The 20,871-nt window shown below is 43.0% G+C and carries 19 protein-coding genes; 8 read left to right on the top strand and 11 right to left on the bottom strand.

From position 1 onward, the window contains the following. Positions 1–69 precede the first annotated feature (69 nt). The 8 genes from PLE34_RS16465 to PLE34_RS16430 all read right to left on the bottom strand — a co-directional run bounded on the left by PLE34_RS16465 (position 70) and on the right by PLE34_RS16430 (position 6,950). Positions 70–495 (bottom strand): hypothetical protein, encoded by a 426-nt coding sequence (locus tag PLE34_RS16465; protein ID WP_324558723.1) that lies wholly within the window; start codon positions 493–495, stop codon positions 70–72. A 119-nt stretch (positions 496–614) separates the two neighbouring features. Next, entirely contained in the window at positions 615–1,301 is a 687-nt protein-coding gene (locus tag PLE34_RS16460) for a hypothetical protein (RefSeq protein ID WP_324558722.1), read from the bottom strand. Positions 1,302–1,353: 52 nt separating this feature from the next. After that, positions 1,354–1,905, bottom strand: a complete 552-nt coding sequence (locus PLE34_RS16455) for an RNA polymerase sigma factor (RefSeq protein WP_324558720.1) — start codon at positions 1,903–1,905, stop codon at positions 1,354–1,356. Positions 1,906–1,928: 23 nt separating this feature from the next. Further along, on the bottom strand, positions 1,929–2,885 hold the full coding sequence (locus PLE34_RS16450) for a transketolase family protein (RefSeq protein ID WP_324558718.1): 957 nt from the start codon (positions 2,883–2,885) through the stop codon (positions 1,929–1,931). A gap of 35 nt (positions 2,886–2,920) precedes the next feature. Beyond that, a complete protein-coding gene (gene galE / locus PLE34_RS16445) occupies positions 2,921–3,976 on the bottom strand; it encodes a UDP-glucose 4-epimerase GalE (protein WP_324558717.1) in 1,056 nt (351 codons plus the stop codon). A gap of 20 nt (positions 3,977–3,996) precedes the next feature. Beyond that, positions 3,997–4,857, bottom strand: coding sequence for a glucose-1-phosphate thymidylyltransferase RfbA (gene rfbA / locus PLE34_RS16440; RefSeq protein ID WP_324558715.1), 861 nt, complete (start codon positions 4,855–4,857; stop codon positions 3,997–3,999). A 196-nt stretch (positions 4,858–5,053) separates the two neighbouring features. Then, complete coding sequence (locus PLE34_RS16435; protein WP_324558713.1) at positions 5,054–6,247, bottom strand: inorganic phosphate transporter; 1,194 nt, start codon at positions 6,245–6,247, stop codon at positions 5,054–5,056. Between the two features lie 58 nt (positions 6,248–6,305). Continuing rightward, a complete protein-coding gene (locus tag PLE34_RS16430; protein WP_324558711.1) occupies positions 6,306–6,950 on the bottom strand; it encodes a DUF47 domain-containing protein in 645 nt (214 codons plus the stop codon). Between the two features lie 212 nt (positions 6,951–7,162). On the opposite strand from PLE34_RS16430, the gene PLE34_RS16425 reads away from it, so the two are divergent. The 3 genes from PLE34_RS16425 to PLE34_RS16415 are packed head-to-tail and all read left to right on the top strand — an operon-like array spanning position 7,163 to position 11,971. Further along, positions 7,163–9,955, top strand: a complete 2,793-nt coding sequence (locus PLE34_RS16425; RefSeq protein WP_324558709.1) for a TonB-dependent receptor domain-containing protein — start codon at positions 7,163–7,165, stop codon at positions 9,953–9,955. 36 nt (positions 9,956–9,991) lie between these two features. After that, a complete protein-coding gene (locus PLE34_RS16420) occupies positions 9,992–11,398 on the top strand; it encodes a beta-helix domain-containing protein (RefSeq protein WP_324558707.1) in 1,407 nt (468 codons plus the stop codon). A 51-nt stretch (positions 11,399–11,449) separates the two neighbouring features. Further along, positions 11,450–11,971, top strand: a complete 522-nt coding sequence (locus PLE34_RS16415) for a toxin-antitoxin system YwqK family antitoxin (RefSeq protein ID WP_324558706.1) — start codon at positions 11,450–11,452, stop codon at positions 11,969–11,971. Positions 11,972–12,152: 181 nt separating this feature from the next. Here the strand turns inward: PLE34_RS16415 and PLE34_RS16410 are convergent, their stop codons facing one another. Further along, complete coding sequence (locus PLE34_RS16410; protein WP_324558705.1) at positions 12,153–12,440, bottom strand: cell division protein ZapA; 288 nt, start codon at positions 12,438–12,440, stop codon at positions 12,153–12,155. Positions 12,441–12,560: 120 nt separating this feature from the next. Here PLE34_RS16410 and PLE34_RS16405 point away from each other — a divergent pair, with 120 nt between their 5' ends. Then, positions 12,561–12,815: a hypothetical protein gene (locus PLE34_RS16405; protein WP_324558704.1), complete on the top strand. Its 255-nt coding sequence runs from the start codon at positions 12,561–12,563 to the stop codon at positions 12,813–12,815. Here the strand turns inward: PLE34_RS16405 and PLE34_RS16400 are convergent, their stop codons facing one another. Both PLE34_RS16400 and pheT read right to left on the bottom strand, forming a co-directional pair. Then, on the bottom strand, positions 12,816–13,106 hold the full coding sequence (locus PLE34_RS16400; protein WP_324558703.1) for a hypothetical protein: 291 nt from the start codon (positions 13,104–13,106) through the stop codon (positions 12,816–12,818). A 26-nt stretch (positions 13,107–13,132) separates the two neighbouring features. After that, positions 13,133–15,562 carry a phenylalanine--tRNA ligase subunit beta gene (gene pheT, locus PLE34_RS16395; RefSeq protein ID WP_324558701.1) on the bottom strand — a complete coding sequence of 810 codons (2,430 nt, stop codon included), beginning with the start codon at positions 15,560–15,562 and terminating at the stop codon, positions 13,133–13,135. A gap of 513 nt (positions 15,563–16,075) precedes the next feature. Here pheT and dnaB point away from each other — a divergent pair. The 4 genes from dnaB (at position 16,076) to PLE34_RS16375 (ending at position 20,460) form a co-directional block, all read left to right on the top strand. Next, positions 16,076–17,638 (top strand): replicative DNA helicase, encoded by a 1,563-nt coding sequence (gene dnaB / locus PLE34_RS16390; protein ID WP_324558700.1) that lies wholly within the window; start codon positions 16,076–16,078, stop codon positions 17,636–17,638. 235 nt (positions 17,639–17,873) lie between these two features. Beyond that, positions 17,874–18,578, top strand: coding sequence for an RsmE family RNA methyltransferase (locus tag PLE34_RS16385; RefSeq protein ID WP_324558698.1), 705 nt, complete (start codon positions 17,874–17,876; stop codon positions 18,576–18,578). Positions 18,579–18,596: 18 nt separating this feature from the next. Beyond that, on the top strand, positions 18,597–19,742 hold the full coding sequence (dinB, locus tag PLE34_RS16380; RefSeq protein WP_324558696.1) for a DNA polymerase IV: 1,146 nt from the start codon (positions 18,597–18,599) through the stop codon (positions 19,740–19,742). 82 nt (positions 19,743–19,824) lie between these two features. Continuing rightward, entirely contained in the window at positions 19,825–20,460 is a 636-nt protein-coding gene (locus tag PLE34_RS16375; protein WP_324558694.1) for a peroxiredoxin, read from the top strand. The last annotated feature ends 411 nt before the right edge of the window (positions 20,461–20,871 follow it).

Raw genomic sequence — 20,871 nt, 5'->3', positions numbered from 1 at the left:
AGAGCCAGCCGTTGCTAACCTATGAAAAACACCAAGTTAAAATTAGGTAATTATTCTGTATTTAAAAAATCATTTGTGCTTAGGTTGCGGCACTGTTCCATTCTGCTTCATTTTCATCCGTTGCTGCATCTCCTTTCGCACCATCGTTTTAAACCTGTCTTCCGAGTCGTACACCCTTCGTCCCCTTTCTTCATCTAAAATACTGCTAAAATCTTTGCGGTATTTTCTCCTTATATCCAAGACTTTTTGTTGCCTGTCGAGTTCGTCATTAATATTTTTATCCCTAATAGCAACTCTTAATTCTTGTCGGTATTTATTAAACAACGGCCAAAACTTTTCGGCTTCCTGGGTAGAGAGTTGCAATTGCCGGGTGAGATACCCAATTTCAAGCATTTTTATTTTCTCTCTGCCGTTTCCGGAGTCTGCAGCTTCTTGTGCGTTGGTTAGCAGGGCTGCAAATGTAATAAATCCAAAAAGTAAAAAAAGTTTTTTCACGTAAAAAATTGTTTATTTTTTATTCTGATAGAAATATTTCAAAAGAGCACATCATTTTAAGAATAATATCTATAAGTCTTATTCAAAAAATAAAATTTTTAGTGGCTTACCAGGAGGTTTTATAAAGCAACTTCCACGGAAATATCCTGTTCATAGTTCCTGAGTATTTCATCAGGAATATCCTTAAGCAGATCACTAAGGTTGCTGTCGTCTATTTTCAAAAAGGCAATCTGCTCAAATTCAGCGTCAGCATTTTCTAAAAGCCATTCGGGCGTTTCGGGCACTGCAGAAAGATAGCCTGCTAAGTCAATATCAGCGATTTCAGGTAACCGGCTTGATACCGGTTGAATGTCCTCATTTTGGGCAAGGGGCGGCGCTTCGCGACTGCTGGTGTTCAGTAAAAACAACGCGCTTATAGCAATAACACCCGTTACGGCAGCCGCTGCTACGTAGTTCATCCATTTTCTTTTTTTGCCTGTGTTCATCCTTATTACAGGAGTCTCTTCTTCTCTTTCAGCAAGTTTAAGTTTATCCGTAATGTGTTGGGGAAAAGCATTGAAATAACCGGGAGGAACGCTCAGTGCAGATTTGTTTTTCAGTGCTGCAATAAGAGGAGATAATTGTTTAATTTCTTCATTAGCCGGTAACTCAGTATGTTCCTCATTTAATTTTATAAGCGTTAATACTTTTTGAGGAAGGTCTTCAAAATACCCGGGTGGAGCCTGAAAAACATGGTCGTTCCCCAGTTCAGCAACAACAGGGCTGATTTCCCTTAACTCTTTCTCTATATCTGAATTACGTTTCATAACCTGACATTACATTTCATTAAATGTTAAGACTACGTTATATGTACAAGGTTTAATGATTCAGAATAAAGTCTTCAATCTTTTTTACCGCATGGTGATAACTGGCTTTTAATGCGCCTTCTGAGGTGTCGAGCACCCTGCTCATTTCTTCGTAGGGCATTTCATCGTAATAGCGCAGATTAAATACAATACGCTGCTTATCAGGAAGTTGCTGGATGGCCATTTGTAATTTCCATTCTATTTTACTGGCGTCAAAATCCTTGTCTGCTGCCAATTGGTTAACCATGCTTCCCTCATTGTCAATAGATAAAGAAGATTTTCGCTTTTGTTGTTCTATGTAAGTAAGCGATTCATTGGTGGCAACCCGGTATAGCCAGGTATACAATTGGGAGTCTTCGCGAAAGTTATCAAGTCCTTTCCATACTTTAACGAATACATTCTGCAAAACATCGTTGGCATCTTCGTGATGAATGACTATGCGGCGCACATGCCAGTAAAGTTTCTCCTGATACTTTTTAATAATACCGGTAAAAGCCTTTTCTTTAGTAGCGGGGTTACGGAATTCCTGCAGTAACGAAATATCATCAGCATGATTAATTGCCATACCTGGATTTTATTTTGCGTACTTTACTTCCGCTTGAATGCTTTTTCTGCGGCTGCAACAATATCCGGAGTATCAAGCCCGTATTTCTTTAAAAGCTCTAAGGGCTTACCGCTTTCGCCAAAAGTATCATTAGTACCCACATATTCAATTGGAACCGGGAAATGCCTGGCTGCTACCTGTCCTATTGCATCGCCTAAGCCGCCAATAACATTATGTTCTTCCACCGTTACCGCGCATTTTGTTTTGCGCAAAGTGGCTAATATGGCTGCTTCATCAAGCGGCTTAATGGTATGTATATTCACTACTTCCGTGCTGATCCCTTTTTCTTCTAATTGTATGCCCGCTTCAATAGCCTTCCAAACCATGTGTCCGCAGGCAAAAATGGCCACATCACTTCCCTGTGAGAAGTATTGCGCCTTGCCAATCTCAAATTTTTCACCGGCATTGGTAAATATGGGCCAAACTGGCCTTCCGAAGCGCAGGTATACCGGTCCTTCATAATCTGCTATGGCAAGGGTTGCTGCTTTGGTTTGATTGTAGTCGCAGGGCACAATCACCGTCATGCCGGGCAACATTTTCATCATGCCAATATCTTCTAATATCTGGTGTGTGGCGCCATCTTCGCCTAAGGTTAACCCGGCGTGGGAAGCGCATATTTTTACATTTTTACCGGAGTAAGCCACCGACTGGCGGATCTGGTCGTATACCCTGCCAGTGGAGAAGTTGGCGAAAGTGGTGGTAAATGGAATTTTACCGCCGATGGTTAAACCGGCAGCTATACCTATCATATTTGCCTCAGCTATACCACATTGTATAAAACGGTCCGGAAAGTCCTTAATAAAGGCGTTTAATTTTAAAGAACCGGCAAGGTCTGCCGTAAGCGCTACTACATTGGGATTTTTTTTACCTAATTCATAAATGCCGTCACCAAATCCGCTTCTTGTATCTTTTTGTCCTGTTACCTGTATGTCTTTTAGCATAATTTGTTACTTGTATATTTTATGTTTTATATGGATTAATTTAACTGGATATTTTTTCCTGTGAACAATTTTTCATCTTCCTTAAGCTTTTGCTCCCATGCCCATGCTGTGCTCAAAATATCCTCTAAGGTAAATTGGGGCTGCCAGCCTAATTGCTGTCTGGCTTTATCGTTATTGGCATAAATAGCAATTACATCCCCGGGACGGTTAGCGCCTATGGTGTAATTTAAAGATATGCCGGTTACTTTTTCAAATGTTTTTATGGTTTCCAATACGGTAATCCCGGATCCGGTGCCTAAGTTGAATATTTCGGGATTGCTGTTGTTTTTTTGTTCTATCAGGTACTGGAGCGCCAGCGTATGGGCATGAGCCAGGTCGCTTACATGTATAAAATCCCTTACGCAGGAACCATCGCGCGTGGCATAGTTATTTCCAAAAACAGTAATACCGGGCAGCTTGCCAATAGCAGATTGTGTAATAACCGGCACAAGGTTCTGCGGCTTATCAATGGGCAGTTCTCCTATGAGTGCCGATGGATGAGCCCCTGCCGGGTTAAAATAGCGTAGTAAAACACAGGAAGTATTATTAACATGAGAAAATTCGCCAATGATCTGTTCGCCCATTTGCTTGGTATAGCCATAGGGTGATTCTGCCGCTTTTGTAGGCGTTGTTTCGGTTACGGGAATATGGTCGGGGTTGCCATAAACCGTGCAGGATGAAGAAAAAACGAAATAAGGGATCTTGAAAAACTCAACGCACTTTAACAGATTGATGAGGGAAACCAGGTTGTTTTCAAAATAGAGCAGGGGTTTCTCCACCGATTCTCCCACCGCTTTATAAGCCGCAAAATGAATGATACCGGCAATATCCTCATTTTCTTCAAAAATGGCGTTGGTATCGTTAAAATCACACAGGTCTACCTTATAGTTCTTTACTTTTTTGCCGGTAATTTTTTCAATACCCTCCAGTAAGTGCTCAGAGGAACGTGAATTGTTATCAACAGAAATGATGTCGAACCCGTTTTCAATCAGGTCAACAATAGTGTGCGATCCAATATAACCACAGCCACCTGTTACCAGAATCTTTTTCATATCAGTTATAAAAATTTAATTCAAGATACTAAGTTCAAAAGATATTCACCATAACCGCTTTTCATAAGGGGTTGGGCAATTTTTAATAATTGATCTTTATCAATGAATCCTTTTCTGTATGCAATTTCTTCTATACAGGCAATTTTGATGCCCTGTCTTTGTTCAATTACCTGCACAAATAAGGAGGCCTGCATCAGCGAATCAAATGTTCCGGTATCTAACCAGGCCGTTCCCCTGTCCAATACCGATACTTTCAGCTTTCTCCTGTCCAGGTAGGCTTTGTTAACATCTGTTATTTCATATTCTCCTCTTGGAGAAGGTTTTAAGCTTTTTGCAATACCGATTACGTCATTGTCATAGAAATACAGCCCGGGAACCGCGTAATTACTTTTGGGCTTAACCGGTTTTTCTTCAATAGACAAAGCGTTCATATGTTCATCAAACGCCACCACCCCGTAACGTTCCGGATCGCTTACCTGGTAAGCATATACTATTCCGCCATCGGGGTCAATATTGTGGCTTAGTGTACGGCCTAACCCACTTCCATAAAAAATATTATCGCCCAGTACCAGTGCTACTTTTTCTTTTCCTATAAATTTTTCGCCTATTACAAACGCCTGGGCAAGACCGTTAGGTACAGCCTGCTCGGCGTAGGAAAATTGCAATCCTAAATGGCTGCCGTCTCCAAAAAGCTTTTTAAAGTTAGGCAGATCATGCGGTGTTGAAATGATCAGCACTTCCCTGATACCCGCCAGCATAAGGGTTGATAAGGGATAGTATATCATGGGTTTATCATAAACCGGCATCATTTGCTTGCTGATAGCATAAGTAATAGGATGTAATCTTGTACCTGATCCTCCCGCCAAAATAATTCCTTTCATCTGGAAATATTGATCTGTTTTATCGTAATGAATGTATTGTCTGCTTACCCGCTTCCTGCCGCCGTTTTCGCCATTTTACAAAGCGCTGATATTTTTCTTCCACTCAACAGCATGAGGTAACGACTGGCTGTTATGGGCCGGTTTTAACCCCGGACGAAGTTACCCACTTCGGGTTAAAGTAAAGCAGATTAAAGCATCAAAAAAAGAAATGGGAGAGCCAGTATATGATGGCTGCCATGAGCGCGCTTACCGGTATGGTTATGATCCACGCCCAAAGCAGGTTAACGGTAACACCCCAGCGCACGGCCGACAGGCGTTTGGTGGCGCCAACGCCCATTATGGCGCCTGCAATGGTATGGGTGGTGCTTACCGGTATTTTAAGGTGTTCGGTAACGAAGAGTGTGATGGCGCCTGCCGTTTCGGCGGCAACGCCTTCAAAGGGCGTTACCTTGGTAATGCGGGTGCCCATGGTTTTTACAATTTTCCATCCCCCGCTTAAAGTTCCCAGGGCTATGGCGGTATAGCAGGATATGGGCACCCAGTTAGGCATTTCATCAAAAGTGCTGATACTGCCGTGGGAAATGAGCGCTACCGTAATGATACCCATTACCTTTTGGGCGTCATTACCACCATGACCAATGCTGAATGCCGCTGAAGAAACCAGTTGCAGTTTTTTAAACCATACCGTAGACCGGTGCGCATTCAGCCTGCTGAGAAAGAGTGTGAATACACACATGATCAGTACAATTAAAGCAAGCAGCAGCAGCTTAAAATTGTGAGAATGAAAGATGACCTTTAATATATAACCTTCGTAATGCGATTTTAAATTGACCGGGTCGAATTCCATGATCTGGGAAAGCGTTAATACCGTAAGCAATATAAGCCCGATGGAAAAGAGTTTGGGCCATATGCTTTTTCTGAAAGCGTTGATGAACCATAGCGAAATAACCAGCGCCATGATCATGCCCAGGAGCGGCGCTAAGAAAATAAATGCCACGATCTGCATCACCGGGGCCATATTGATGGCATAAAAGCCTGCATTGGTAATGGCTGCGCCGGCAAACCCTCCAATTAAAGTATGCGAGGATGAAGAAGGTATGCCAAACCACCAGGTAATAAGATTCCATATAATGGCGGCCGACAATCCCGCCAGCACCACCTGGAGGGTAATATAGCTTTCCTTTACTGTTTTGGCAATGGTATTGGCTACGCCGTGATCTTTAAAGATGAAGAATGCTACAAAGTTGAACAATGCCGCCCAAAGTACCGCCTGAAAGGGAGTGAGCACTTTGGTGGAAACGATAGTGGCTATGGAGTTGGCTGCATCGTGAAATCCGTTAATGTAATCAAAAATCAAGGCTAGAATGATAATAACAACTAATAAGGTCATACATCCTTTTGTTTGAAAATGCGGTAATAAGAAGAGGGAATGTTCAACTGCTCAAACATTATGCATATTTAACGATAATGGACTCAATTACATTAGCGGCATCTTCACATTTATCTGTAGCGATTTCCATAGCCTGGTAAATCTCTCTTTTCTTAATTACTTCTTTGGCGTCTAATTCTGTGGCAAACAGGCGTTCAATGCTCATATCAAAAATGTCATCCGCCTGGTTTTCTATGCTGTTTATTTTTACCAGGGATTCCGTTATCTGCCGGAGGTTTTTCATATCGCGCAGCTCATGAACGGCTACCTTAATATGCTCGCACGCCTGAACAATAAGCTCAGCAAACTTTTGCATACCCTGGTCATTGGGGTTAACCCGGTAAAATTTTATTTTTTTGGATGATGCGAAAATATAATCTGCAATATCATCTAACGCAGATGCCAGGTAGTGAATATCCTCGCGGTCAAAGGGCGTGATGAAATTTCTGCCTAATTCGGTGAAAATTTTATGTGTAAGATCATCGTTTACGTGTTCCAGCTCTTCAATCTGGGAAGCTATCGCAGATCTTTTATCGTAATCCGGTTCGTGCACCACTTCTTTTAATTTCCTGGCCATTTCCAGTACTTTAACGGCAACTTCTTCAAACAGTTGGTAAAAAACCCGATCCTTAGGCAAAAAGATCTTCATTATTGAATTGATCATAACGGAAACTTTGGGCAAAAGTAAAGGTATCATTTTCTGCCCACCCCCTATTTCAAGAGTTAATAATTTCTTAACATACGATGTATTAATCCACATTTTTCCTGCATGGCGTTAATATTCGGGTAATCTGCGGGCAACATATTGATAACCTTGCATTCATCATGAGTTAACACCACGGCGCTTTCTTTGCCGAAAATTCAGGTATGCCAGTTATGCTTAGAAGTTGTGCAGTATTTATTTTCATGCTATCCTTTTCATTTGTTCATGCGCAAACCATACCGTTAGCAGGTAAGGTGGTAAATGAAAAAAACGAACCTGTATCCGGTGCATCTGTAAAAATTTCAGGGGCTGCCGGCGGAACCATTACGGATATAGAAGGCCGCTATACGCTGCATCTTTCACCCAACAAAACATATGGACTAATTATTACAGCAGTGGGTTATGCAGAGAAACATATTGATGAGGTAGAAGTGGCTGATGACAATGCAAACGAGTTGAATATTATTATAGAGACTGCAGCAAAGAGCTTGGAAACAGTAGTTGTTACAGCCAGCAGAACCAATGCCCGGAGAGAAACGGTAAATGCGATCATCGCGTTTCAAAAAAACACGAACACGGTTGCTTCTGTAATTTCGGCGGAAAGTATTCGCCGTTCCCCGGATAAAAATACAGGAGAGGTATTAAAAAGAATTCCCGGAACCAGCATACAGGAAGGGAAATACCTTGTTGTACGGGGTTTAAGCGACCGGTATAATACAGCGCTTTTAAACGGAGTACAATTATCTACTACCGAGCCCGATAGAAAAACCTTTTCCTTCGATATTTTTCCTTCTTCCATGATTGATAATATAGTGATCAATAAAGCTTTTGTTCCGGAATACCCCGGCGAATGGGCCGGGGGGCTGGTGCAGGTAAATACGAAAGACATTCCATCTGCTGATTTTCTTTCTGTGCAGGTTGGCACTGGTTTTAATACGCAAACCATTGGCAAAGATTTTTATACCTATAATGGAGGGCGCACCGACTGGTTAGGAATTGATGACGAATCAAGGGCATTGCCGGGCCATTTTCCTACCAAAACGAATTTCCAGGAACTGCCCGATGCGAAAAAAGCAGACCTGGGTAAAAGCATAGCTACCAACTGGTCTGTGCATAAAGGCAGGGCGCCGCTTAATGCTTCTTTTCAACTGAATGGTGGATTTAACGCGAAGTTTTTCAAAAAAGACTTTGGAGCGATCCTGGGGCTTACCTACAGCCGCTCCGGCCGGAATATGGATTTTGATAATGGTTTTTACAGTTTTGATAATAACCAGGGTTCTCTGTTATTTGATTACAACAGCCATAAATACAGCAATGATGTACTGGCGGGCGTACTGGCCAATTTTTCTGTTAAATTAGACAGAAATAACAAGATCAGTTTAAAAAACATCCTCAATGTAAACGCATCTGACTATACTACTTTAAGAACCGGCGTTGATTATGAACAGGATCCGGTGTTGGGAGAAAATATCCGTGCCAGGGAACTGGCATTTCGCTCCAATACATTTTTTAATACACAACTCATAGGGGAGCATCATATCGCTTCCCTGGGTACCAGGATTAACTGGTATGGCAGCTTTAATATTCTTGACGGGTATATACCCCAGCAGCGGAGGGTTCAGTATAACCAGTCGAGAGAAGAACCGAATGCTCCGTATAATTTGCTGATAGGACAATCCAGATCTCAAAAAACGGGCAGTGTGTTTTATTCCATGCTGTCAGACTATATCTATAATGCGGGCGGGGATATATCAAAGCGGTTCAGGCTTTTTGGGCAGAGTCAAACAGTAAAAGCAGGCTACCTTTTCCAGGTAAAAGACCGGCTCTTTGATTCAAGGCCTTTCTCCATTTACCTGGTAGACGGAACTTCCCCATTGCGCCTGCAGGATGAGGACCATGTATTTAACGAAGCTAATTTTGATGCCGGCGACCCCAGGAAATTTAAGTTTGATGAAATTATTGGTAAACAATACCGGTACATGGCCAACAGTATTTTAAATGCCGCGTACTTCCAGTTCGATAATCAATTCAGCTCCTGGTTAAGAGTGGTTTGGGGAGCAAGGTATGAGCATTTTGACCAGTTGGTGGGAAGCGTAAAACAAAATGACGAGCGCCATGCACATATTAAGCAGGGCGATCTGCTTCCCGCTGTTAATTTTACTTTTGAGCTGAACTCCAAAACAAATATCCGTTTATCGGGTTCTCAAACTATTATTCGCCCCGAGTTTCGCGAACTTACCAATTTTGCCTTCTACGATTTTGAATTAGGCGCAGCCGTTATTGGCTCCAGCTCACTTAAGCGAACTAAAGTAACGAATGTTGACCTGCGGTATGAATTATATCCACGTGCCGGAGAAATGGTAACCTTAGGTGTATTCTATAAGTATTTTAAAAACCCTATAGAGTTATATTTTAATCAATCCGGGGTAGCTACCAATACATTTAATTTTTTAAATGCACAGGAAGCAACAGGGTATGGAATTGAATTTGATTTTCGCAAAAAGCTCGATTTCGCTCATGCATTGAGAAACTTCACTTTTCAAACCAACCTTTCCTACATCTTTAATAAGGTCAATGATCCCAATGTAAAAATAAACAGGCCCATGCAGGGGCAATCGCCTTATGTTATCAATGGCTCACTTCAATATGATATAGAAAAAGCAGGAATAAGCACAACACTGCTATTTAACCAGATTGGACGCAGGATTTTATATGTAGGTAATGAGCAGGTACCTGAAATATGGGAAGACTCCCGCCCGCTCCTTGATTTTCAAATAGCAAAAAAAGTGCTTAACGGCAAAGGCGATATCCGTCTGAATATATCCGACATACTCAATAAACGGGCATACTTCTATCACGATGTGGATAAAAGTAAGAACCTGAAGCTGGGATCTTCGGATGTAGTAGCTATAAGCAGAAACTATGGAACAACGATCAGCATTTCTTTTGGATATACCATTAAATAAAAATTGCACATTATAAAAATTAACAAATACAGGAGTATGAAAAAGATATTAACATTTGCAGTTCTGGGCGTACTACTAACTGCCGGTTGCCGCAAAATTGAAGTTGACGGTAGCATTAAAGGAGATGATGGTGGCGGTGGTACGCCGGGTGAAAGTACTATTCTTTCAGGCAAGATTAATGCAGACAGAACACTGAAAGAGGGTACGGTATATAAGCTAAGAGGAGTGGTATATGTGGTAGACGGCGCTACTTTAACGGTTGAAGCAGGTGCAAGGATTGAAGGCGAAAAATCTACCCGTGGTGCATTAATTGTTACCCGCGGCACCAGGCTGATCGCTAACGGAACAAAGGAAAAGCCTATTGTATTTACATCCGATGCCTCAACGCCCTCTGCCGGCGACTGGGGAGGCATTGTTTTGCTTGGACGTGCAAAAACAAACAGTTCCTTTAACGGCGTTGCAGGTGTGGGTGAAATAGAAGGGGGTGTTAATAACGCCGATGGACTGGGGTTATATGGCGGAGCCGATGACACAGATAACTCCGGCTCACTGCAATATGTACGCGTAGAATATGCAGGATACGCTTTCCTGCCCGATAAAGAATTGAACTCGCTCACTTTTGGTGGTGTAGGCAATGGTACCACTGTTGATTATGTGCAGGTAAGCTATGCATTAGACGATGCCTTTGAATGGTTTGGCGGTACTGTTAACTGCAGCCATTTAATTGCCTACAAAACATTAGATGATGATTTTGACAGCGATAACGGATACAGGGGAAATGTGCAGTTTGGCATAGTGCTGAGAGATTCGTCCCGGGCTGATATTTCAAAAGTAGAGGCATTTGAAAGTGACAATGACGCCAACGGCAGTAGTTTAACTCCTCAAACAGCGCCGGTATTCAGCAATATAACGGCTATAGGCCCCCGTGAAAAATCAACTAATATTGGTAATAGCCTGTATAATGCGGCCGCACAGTTAAGACGGAATACCAGCACATCTATTTTCAATTCTGTTTTCATGGGTTGGCCTACCGGCTTGCTGATTGATGCCAGTAAAGGAACACCTGTTCAGGGAAATATTATAGCAGGAAAACTGGTAATTCAAAACACTACCATTGCAGGTTGTGTGGTGCCCACTAAGTTTGCCGATAACACCGATGCCGCAACAGGATGGACAAATACTGATGTGAGCAACTGGTTTGGTACCGCTGCATATAATAATGAAATACTGGCTGAAAATGAAGCAGTGAAACTCACCGCTGCGTTTAATTATGCCAATCCTGATTTTACACCGCAGGCCGGGTCGCCCTTACTGAATGCTGCCAGTTTCGCACATGCCAAGGTGTCTAGCGGATTTACGCCTGTTACTTTCAGGGGAGCGGTAGGCGCTGCGGGTACCCCCGAAGGAGATTGGTGGAAAGGCTGGACTTCTTTTGTTGATTAAAACAGATATATAAGCAGCTTTTTAGCGGGATTTCTTTTCTATACTTTTTTTATGAATTTTTTTATATTTCCTGTTGTAGTAGCGATACTGTGTATGGGTTGTGAAAACACGGTAAATCATTTACCTGGCGGAATCAGTAAAACCGATAAGGCATTCTTTGATTCTATACGTCAAAACAGCGATACCGGCTTTACCCGGATAATTGGTGCGGGCGAATTTTACAGCGCTGAACAATACTATTCCCGCGGGGATAGTATTGTTTCGAAAATCATGAAGGATACAGCGGGCAATATTACCGGCTTTGTACAGTTTCGCAAAAACATTAGAACAGCTTACGCGGAATATTATGCCAACGGGCAATTGAAAGGTAAATTACTGCTCGACAGCCTGGGCCGCTTTGAGGGACCCGCAACGTATTATTATGAAGATGGGAGCATACGGAGTGAAGGGGTATATAACCTGGGCTTTTTTTGGGGGAAGTGGAACAACTATGCACCCGGAGGCGCGCTGGTTTCAACAGACGAGTATGATACCAACGGGCAGTTGATCCATACCGTTACCACTAAACGCTGACAGGGATATGGCTGAACAATGGCTCAGTGAAAGAGGTAAAGAATGATGTTACGTTTGTGATGAGCCATTTTTGGGGTTGATGTTTGATAAAATACGTTAAGCTGTAAAACGGGCGATCGGCCGCAGTACGCTTTGAAATGATGTTCGGTTCGCAAGATGTTTTTTACTGTTGGCCGGTACATTACAACCCGAGGGTTTTATTCAGTTGCCCCTCCATCTTTGAAAGGGCTTCCGTAACGTCCTTCTCCAAAACCGTTGATTTTCCGCTCTGTAGCTGGGTTGCATACCATAGCAGCACCATAGAAACGTAGTCCTGCATATCCTTACCCGCAAAATCTGTTTTAAATTCAATGATCTTATCATTAATGATTTTAATGGTTTTTCTTACCTGTTCCTCATCCTCAGGCGCTACCTTGATCCTGTAAGTTCTGTCGCCAATCCCAATATTAATAGCTATGAGCGTTTGCATATGCTGAATATTAATGTTAAATTTATTCACAGTTTATCAACAGTAGGCTGAATTTATTCCGTTATGTTAAAAATAGGCCCAAACAATTGATGAAATCTAAAACCGAAAAACCATCCATACATGCTTGCAAAACTAAAATCCCTGATATTTATTGATACTCTGTTCTTTGAGCTAAGTGATGCTACCGCTTCCTCTTTAAGAGCCGTGCTTAAAGACGATAAAGGAAAAGTGTGCAGCATGTTCGAAACGGAAGTGGTGCCGGCACAGAAGTCTTTTTGCTGGGACGGACTCAATGATTTGCCATACGGTGTGTATACGCTCGAACTGTCGGGAGGAAAGGAGGAACAGCGGATGCGGCTGGTAAAAAGGATCTAACTATTGATTTACCAGCAAAGCAATACATTGATCAATTTCTTTAATGTATGCATTGACCCGTTTCTCCAGCTCTGATTTTACTTCCTGTCCTGCCTGCCCGGAAGAAATTTTTGCAATCTCCACCTGCTGTTGTAACCATGCCGCTTTTTCTTTTATGGTTTGTTCACTTAACTTAATTTGTTCAAGGTCCTGCTTTAGCCTGATGTTTTCTTTCAGCAATGTATGATGTTGTTTGAGCAGCAACTGCAGCTTTTCGTTTACCCGGCTAATATGTTCATTAAGGTGGCTCATACATAAACACAGCAATAAGATACAGTTTATTTCCTTATTTCTGCCGACAATTCCTGTTCAAAGGTATGCATGATCTGCTGCATCATACCATCAATTTCACTATCCGTCAGGGTTTTTTCGTTATCTAAGAATGTCATATTTATGGCAAAGGATTTTTTACCTGTACCCAGCTTATCACTTTCAAATACGTCAAACAGGTTTACAGACTGCAGCTTTTTGATATTGGCATTTTTAACGGACTGTTCTACCTTTTCATAGGGAAGCTGCTTATCTACCACAATAGCAAGGTCGCGTTGTACCGCCGGGAACCTTGGTATTTCGGAATATCCCGGTTGCTGTTTTGAAGCATAATGGTATATCTTTTCCCATTCCAGCTCGGCATACCAAACCTGTTGTTTAATATCAAATCTTTTTACAACAGATGCATCTGCCAGTCCAAGTGTTATTACCGTATCGCTATGGATCTTTATTTGTAATCCATATTGAAGGTATTGGGCTGTAGCGGGTTGTAGCTGGTAATGCGGCAAGCCTGCAGCCCGCAAAATGCTTTCGGTAATTCCTTTCAGGTAGTAAAAATCACTTTTATCTTCTTTGGCTTTCCAGGATGCTTCTTTTACCATCCCGGTTATATACAGGCATAGCTTCTCCTTTTCTTCGTATTGTCCAACCCCTGCGGTATGGTAGGTTTTTCCAAACTCAAACAGCCGGAGATTATTGTTTTTGCGGTTAATGTTATGTGCAAGGCATTCCAGCCCGGTTTCCAGCATGGAGGGACGCATAATATTTAATCCGGCACTCAGGCTGTTAAGCATTTTTACCGAGGTTCGTAAGGTGGCTTCATCAAAATAGGCGCTGTTGGTAATAGAATTGGTGAATATTTCATTGAACCCGTTGCCGGCCAGGTAATGCGCAATCTTTTCTTTTAATGCTTCCTGGTAAGCAATGGTTTCTACTGAGGGGCTGATGGTAATGCTGCCGGGAATGGCTACGTTGTCATAGCCGTCAACCCGCATAATTTCTTCCACAACATCGGCGGGTAATTCAATATCAGGTTTGCTGAAAGGAGCGGCTACCTGTATTTTATCCGGCTCTTCTGCGACCACCTCAAACCCTGAATGCATAAGAATTCTTTTTACCGTACCGGGATGATAGCTTTTGCCGCTTAGCTTTTTGAGATATTGATAGGTTAGAACAACCTGTTTTTTTGCTTTAGGATGGGGGTATACATCTGTTATATCCGATGCAATAGCTCCGCCCGCCAGTTCTTTTATCAGCATCGCCGCTCTTTTTAGCACCGTTACGGTATTACTGATATCTACCCCCTTTTCGAAACGGGCAGCGGCATCTGTGCGTAAATTATGACGGAAAGAAGTTTTGCGGATCGTAACCGGATTAAACCATGCGCTTTCGAGAAAAATATTTTTGGTTTCCGAAGTTACACCGCTATGCAGGCCTCCGAATACTCCACCAAAGCACATCGGTTCGCCATTGCCGTTACATATCATCAGATCATCGGCGTGCAGTTTTCTTTCTTTCTCATCTAAAGTGACAAAAGGAGTGCCTTGGGGAAGGTTTTTTACAATGATGGCACTCCCCTTTATCTGGTCTGCATCAAAAGCATGCAGGGGCTGCCCTGTTTCGTGTAAAATAAAATTAGTAATATCTACTATATTACTGATGGGGCGCAGCCCGATTGATTTGATGCGTTGTTGCAGCCATACAGGGCTTTCCGCAATGGTTACATTTTCTATAAGAACACCGCTATAGCGTTCACAGGCTTCCCGGTTTTCTATTTTTACTTCAATAACAGTGCCCTGCCTGTCTTTCTTGAAATGGTTGGTATAGGGATATTTAACAGGGTAGTCTTTGCTGTCGTGAACGCTCAGGTAGGCGCATACATCTTTGGCAACACCCAGGTGGCTCATGGCATCCATACGGTTAGGCGTAAGTCCTATTTCATAAATCCAGTCGCTTTGCAGCCGGAAATATTCCGCCGCCGGGGTGCCGGGTTTTGCATCATCACGCAAAACCATTATACCGTCATGGCTGTTACCCAATCCTAATTCGTCTTCAGCGCAAATCATGCCATAGCTTTCTATACCCCGTATGGTAGCCACTTTCATGGTAAGCGGATTGCCCTGAGAGGGGTAAATGGTTGCTCCAACAGGCGCTACCACTACTTTTTGGCCGGCGGTAACATTAGGTGCGCCGCACACAATCTGTAATGGTTTTTCGGCACCTGTATCTACCCTGGTTAACCGGAGCTTATCGGCGTTGGGATGTTTTTCTGTTTCCAGCACCTGGCCTATGATCAGTCCCTCCAGTCCGCCTTTTACCGCTTCAGTCTGCTCAAAATTTTCTACTTCCAGTCCTAAGGAGGTTAATATAACAGCCAATTTTTCGGGGGTAATAGGTACCGGAAGATATTCGCAAAGCCAGTTGTAACTGATGGTCATATAATGATTACTTCTTTTTCAATTTCAATACCAAAACATAAAGCGGTGGCAAAGATAATTAAATTGAGCGGGGCGTTAAAAAAGCCTGTAAGTCCATACTGTTGTTATAATAGTCTGGCCAAAAAAATCGAGTGGAATTGTTACGCACAATGGCTGTGCATTATTTCCTTTACAGGCAGCATTATTTCGCTAAATTGTGCATAAATGGAAAATAAAGGTGTAAAACCCTGTTAAGTAGGTGTAAAACCCTGTTGATATAAATTAATAAAAAAAAGTGGAGTTGTAATTTGGTTATCAAAAATCAATGGTATTAAATTCGCCTTCCTGACGCAGTTGGTAACATTCCGGTAATAATGCATTAACGTTCGCATCATATCATACGGGAGCATAAGCATAATCAATACAATTAAGGCTAATTAAGGAAGAGGGGATGCAAATTGTATGAAGGGGGTACTATACTGTTGACAGGCAGCCAGGCAAACAACGATATATCACCCTATATAAAAACATTGAATGGATCATCTTACTAATCTCAATAAAGACCGTAAAACCCGCCGGAAAAGTGCCCTCGATCTGAGCTCGATGGTATACGGCAAGGTGCCACCACAGGCACGCGACCTGGAAGAAGCTGTATTAGGAGCAATTATGCTGGAAAAATCAGCCTTTGATACCGTAATTGAAATATTAAAACCTGAATGTTTTTATGTAGACGCACATCAGCGTATTTTTCGCGCCATGCAAAGCCTGGCACAAAAAAGCATGCCTATTGATTTGCTTACGGTAGTGGAAGAATTAAGAACCAAAGAAGAGCTGGAACTGGTGGGCGGCCCGTATTATGTAACCAAGCTAACCAATGCGGTGGTATCATCTGCCAACGTGGAAACCCACTCCCGCATTATACTTCAGAAATTCATCCAGCGCGATCTTATCCGCATCAGCGGAGAAGTGATCAGCGATGCATATGAAGACTCCACCGATGTGTTTGATTTGCTGGATGAGGCAGAAAGCAAGCTTTTTGAAATCACCAATAATCACCTGCGCAAAAACTTCGACAGTATTGATACCGTGCTGGTAAAAACCATACAACGGATTGAAGATATGCGCAACCGCCAGGAAGATATAACCGGTGTGCCCAGCGGCTTTCCTTCTTTAGACCGGATAACCTACGGATGGCAGCCTACCGACCTTGTTATCCTGGCAGCCCGCCCGTCGGTGGGTAAAACCGCTTTTGCGCTTAACCTTGCACGTAATGCCGCCCTGCATGCTACGAAGCCTACCCCCATTGCTTTTTTTAGTCTTGAAATGAGCGCCGGACAGTTGGTGCAGCGTATTTTAAGTGCCGAAAGCGAGATATGGTTAGAAAAAATTGCCCGTGGCAAAATGGAGGAGCACGAAATGCAGCAGTTATACCGCAACGGCATTCAACGGTTGCAAAATGCACCCATTTTTATAGATGATACGCCTGCGCTGAATATTTTTGAATTAAGAGCCAAATGCAGACGGTTGAAGAATAAGCATAATGTAAGTCTGATTATTATTGACTATTTACAGTTAATGAGTGGCACAGGTGACAAACGAAGCTCCAACCGCGAACAGGAGATCAGTACCATTTCAAGGAACCTGAAAGGGTTGGCAAAGGAACTGGGCATACCCATAATAGCGCTGAGCCAGTTGAGCCGTGAGGTGGAAAAACGCAAGGAAGGCGATAAGATGCCCCAATTGAGTGATCTGCGGGAGTCGGGGGCCATTGAACAGGATGCCGATATGGTTATGTTTTTATACCGGCCGGAGTATTACAATATTACAGCCAATGAATTTGGCGAGAGCAATAAAGGCGAAACGCATGTGCGTATAGCCAAACACCGTAACGGCTCCCTGGAAACCATTAAGCTGAGGGCCTTATTGCATATTCAGAAATTTACAGAAATGGAAAGCGATAATTTTGGAGGTATGGGAGCGCCTCAGGGCAACTGGAAACCTGTGCCCGGCGATGGAGGAGATAATAACGCCCGTTTGTTTATACAAAAGGGCAGCAAAATGAATGACGGACAGTTTGATGAGGAAGCGCCATTTTAAAGATAGTGTTGTGTAAACGATATTTTGTCTCATTTATACGTGAGAAGAGAAACCACAGACGTCAGATGCTCACGTTTCCCGTCTGCCGTTTCACGCTTAACCTGGCAATTAGTATACGTATATTTATATATTTTGAGGTTGGATGATGAATCCTTCAATAAGCTTTCCGTAATGGGGAGCTTTTTTTGCGCGGGAGCAAATAATCTTTGTTTTATTTGCATGAAATACAGGAGTTATGGCGCTTCCCTTTTTTTATACTGAAAACCTCTCTCCCGCCGGCGCCGTGCTTGCGTTAGATGAGGCTACTGCCAGGCACATAACCCAGGTATTGCGTATGAAAAAGGGCGACAGGCTTCGCCTTACGGATGGAAAAGGCAAAAAGCTAACGGCAACTATACACGAACAGCAAAAAAAAGGATGCAGTGTGTTTGTTGAAGACGAATTGAATGTTCCGGTACAGCAACCGCGGGTTACCATTGCTATTTCGTTACTTAAAAATGCATCCCGGTTTGAGTGGTTCCTGGAAAAAGCTACCGAAACGGGTGTGAGCTCAATCATTCCGCTGATCTGCGAAAGAACAGAAAGGACTCATTTTCGTATGGAACGAATGAAGAATATCCTGGTTAGCGCTATGCTGCAAAGCCAGCAGTGCTGGTTGCCCGAATTACCCGAACCGGTGCGCTTTAAAGAATGGATCAGCCGGGCGGATGGCGTTAATAAATATATAGCTCATTGTTTGGATACCGTAAAAACCGGGCTTTCCGGAGCGGCAGGGTTTACTGGTGATAAAGTGGTTTGTATTGGTCCGGAAGGCGATTTTACCCCTGCCGAAATTGATACGGCACTACAACACCGGTTTACACCCGTAAGTTTGGGTAATACCCGCCTGAGAACCGAAACCGCGGGAATAGCTGCGGCTATATTGTTGCGAATGCAGTAAATTACATTTCTTTCAGCCATGTCTCAGCTACGCACTATAGCACATTTCGACCTGGATGCATTTTTTGTGTCTGTGGAATGTATTAATAACCCTTCCCTGAAGGGTATTCCGCTGATCGTTGGGGGAAGCAGGGAAAGGGGTGTGGTAGCAGCCTGCAGTTATGAAGCCCGTAAATATGGTATTCATTCTGCCATGCCCATGGCTACCGCCATGCGGCTATGCCCGCAGGCAACCATAGTAAAAGGAACCAGGGGTGAATACAGCAAATATTCGAGGTGGGTTACAGAGATCATAGGGACCAAAGCTCCTTTGTTTGAAAAAGCGTCCATTGATGAATTTTATCTTGACCTTACCGGCATGGATAAATATTTTAATCCCTGGCAATGGACCATTGACATGAGGCAGGAAATTATTGATAAAACGGGTCTGCCCATTTCCTTTGGGCTGGCATCCAATAAAATGATAGCTAAAATGGCAACCAATGCGGCCAAACCTAACGGTTATATGCAGGTGAAGCCCGGCATGGAAAAAGAATTTCTCTCACCTTTACCGGTCAATGCCATTCCCGGCATTGGAAAGCAAACTTATCAGCATTTATTGGCCATTGGTATACAAACGATTGGAGATATAAGCGCCCGGAAGCCATCAGACCTGGAGTTTCTACTGGGCGGCTATGGGCAGGAACTCTGGAACAAGGCTCAGGGAATTCATCACGGAGAGGTAGTTCCTTATTATGAAGCTAAATCTGTTTCTACAGAAAATACGTTTGAAACCAGCAGTACCGATATGGATTTTATTATGAGTGAGCTGGTTCGTATGACAGAGCGCATAGCCTATGAACTGAGGCAGGATGATAAAATGGCGGGTTGTATAGCCGTAAAGATCAGGTACCCCGACTTTGAGACCTCATCGCGCCAAACGGCTATTTCCTATACCTGCTACGATGATGAGCTTATACCGGCGGCTAAGGCACTTTTTTATAAACTTTACCGGAAGGGGCAGCCAGTTCGTTTGCTGGGGGTAAAATTGAGTGAGCTGACCAACGAGGCCAGGCAAACCAATCTTTTTGAAAACAGTGAAAAAAAGACGGATCTGTATAACGCCATTGATGCCGTTAAAGGCAGGTTCGGTAAAGATGCCATAGCCCGGGCAAGGACAATTTAATTTTTTAACTTTATAGTCCACCAAAATGGTAGGAAAAGAATATATATTTGTAATCCTTTTTATAACTTTTAAATGATCTATTATGAGTTTGCGTTTAGGTGATATTGCACCAAATTTTACTGCCGAAACAACAGCGGGTAAAATTGATTTTTACGAATTTCTCGGCAATGGCTGGGGCGTTTTGTTTTCCCATCCTGCCGATTTTACGCCTGTTTGCACTACCGAGCTGGGTAAAACCGCCTTATTGCAGGATGAGTTTGCCAAGCGTAATGTAAAGGTGCTGGCGGTAAGTGTTGATCCGCTGGACAAGCATATTGGATGGGTAAAAGATATCAATGAAACACAAAACACGGATGTGCGGTTTCCGCTGATTGCTGATCCGGAAAGGAAAGTGGCTACTGCTTATGGAATGATCCATCCTAATGCATCTGAAAACTTTACCGTACGTTCTTTATTTGTTATAGGGCCGGATAAGAAGGTAAAACTGACGATCACTTACCCCGCGTCCACCGGGCGGAATTTTCATGAAGTGCTGCGCGTTATTGATTCATTGCAATTAACTGCTAATTACAGTGTAGCCACTCCGGCAGACTGGAAGCCAACTGAAGATGTGATCGTTGTTCCTTCTATTTCGAACGAAGACGCGGAAAAGAAATTTCCAAAGGGTGTGAAGATTGTAAAACCCTATTTGCGGTACACTCCCCAGCCTAATTTGTAGTATAATTTTTCCGGATTAGCAGGTCCGGATCATTTTTTGAATCACAGAAGCTCCGGGGCACGAAAATGGTATGTACTATATTACGTGTCTTCCTGCTTCTGTGTTTTTTTTGCCGGTATATTACGGTTTTTATTCCACCATGTCCTGGGTATACGCTTTTTACTGCTATGCAACAGGGTATTTAATACCTTTAATGTTGTCACTCCTGATGTAGACCCTAACGGGCTGGCGCCGGGGCTATTTTGGAGCCTTGGCAGTAAGTTTAAGTAGAATTGTTATTGTGGCTCTGTGTATTTGAAGGAGCACCCCTTACAGGGCATTGGAGGAAGCTTTATAGGGCAAGGCGATTCTTCCCTATTGTATCCGGATGCTGTGTATGACTTAAGCGCTCCGCCGGGTTGTGAAAGCGTG

This window comes from Agriterribacter sp. (assembly GCF_035445465.1).
GTDB lineage: Bacteria > Bacteroidota > Bacteroidia > Chitinophagales > Chitinophagaceae > Agriterribacter.
This window is presented reverse-complemented; position numbering and strand designations above follow the sequence as displayed.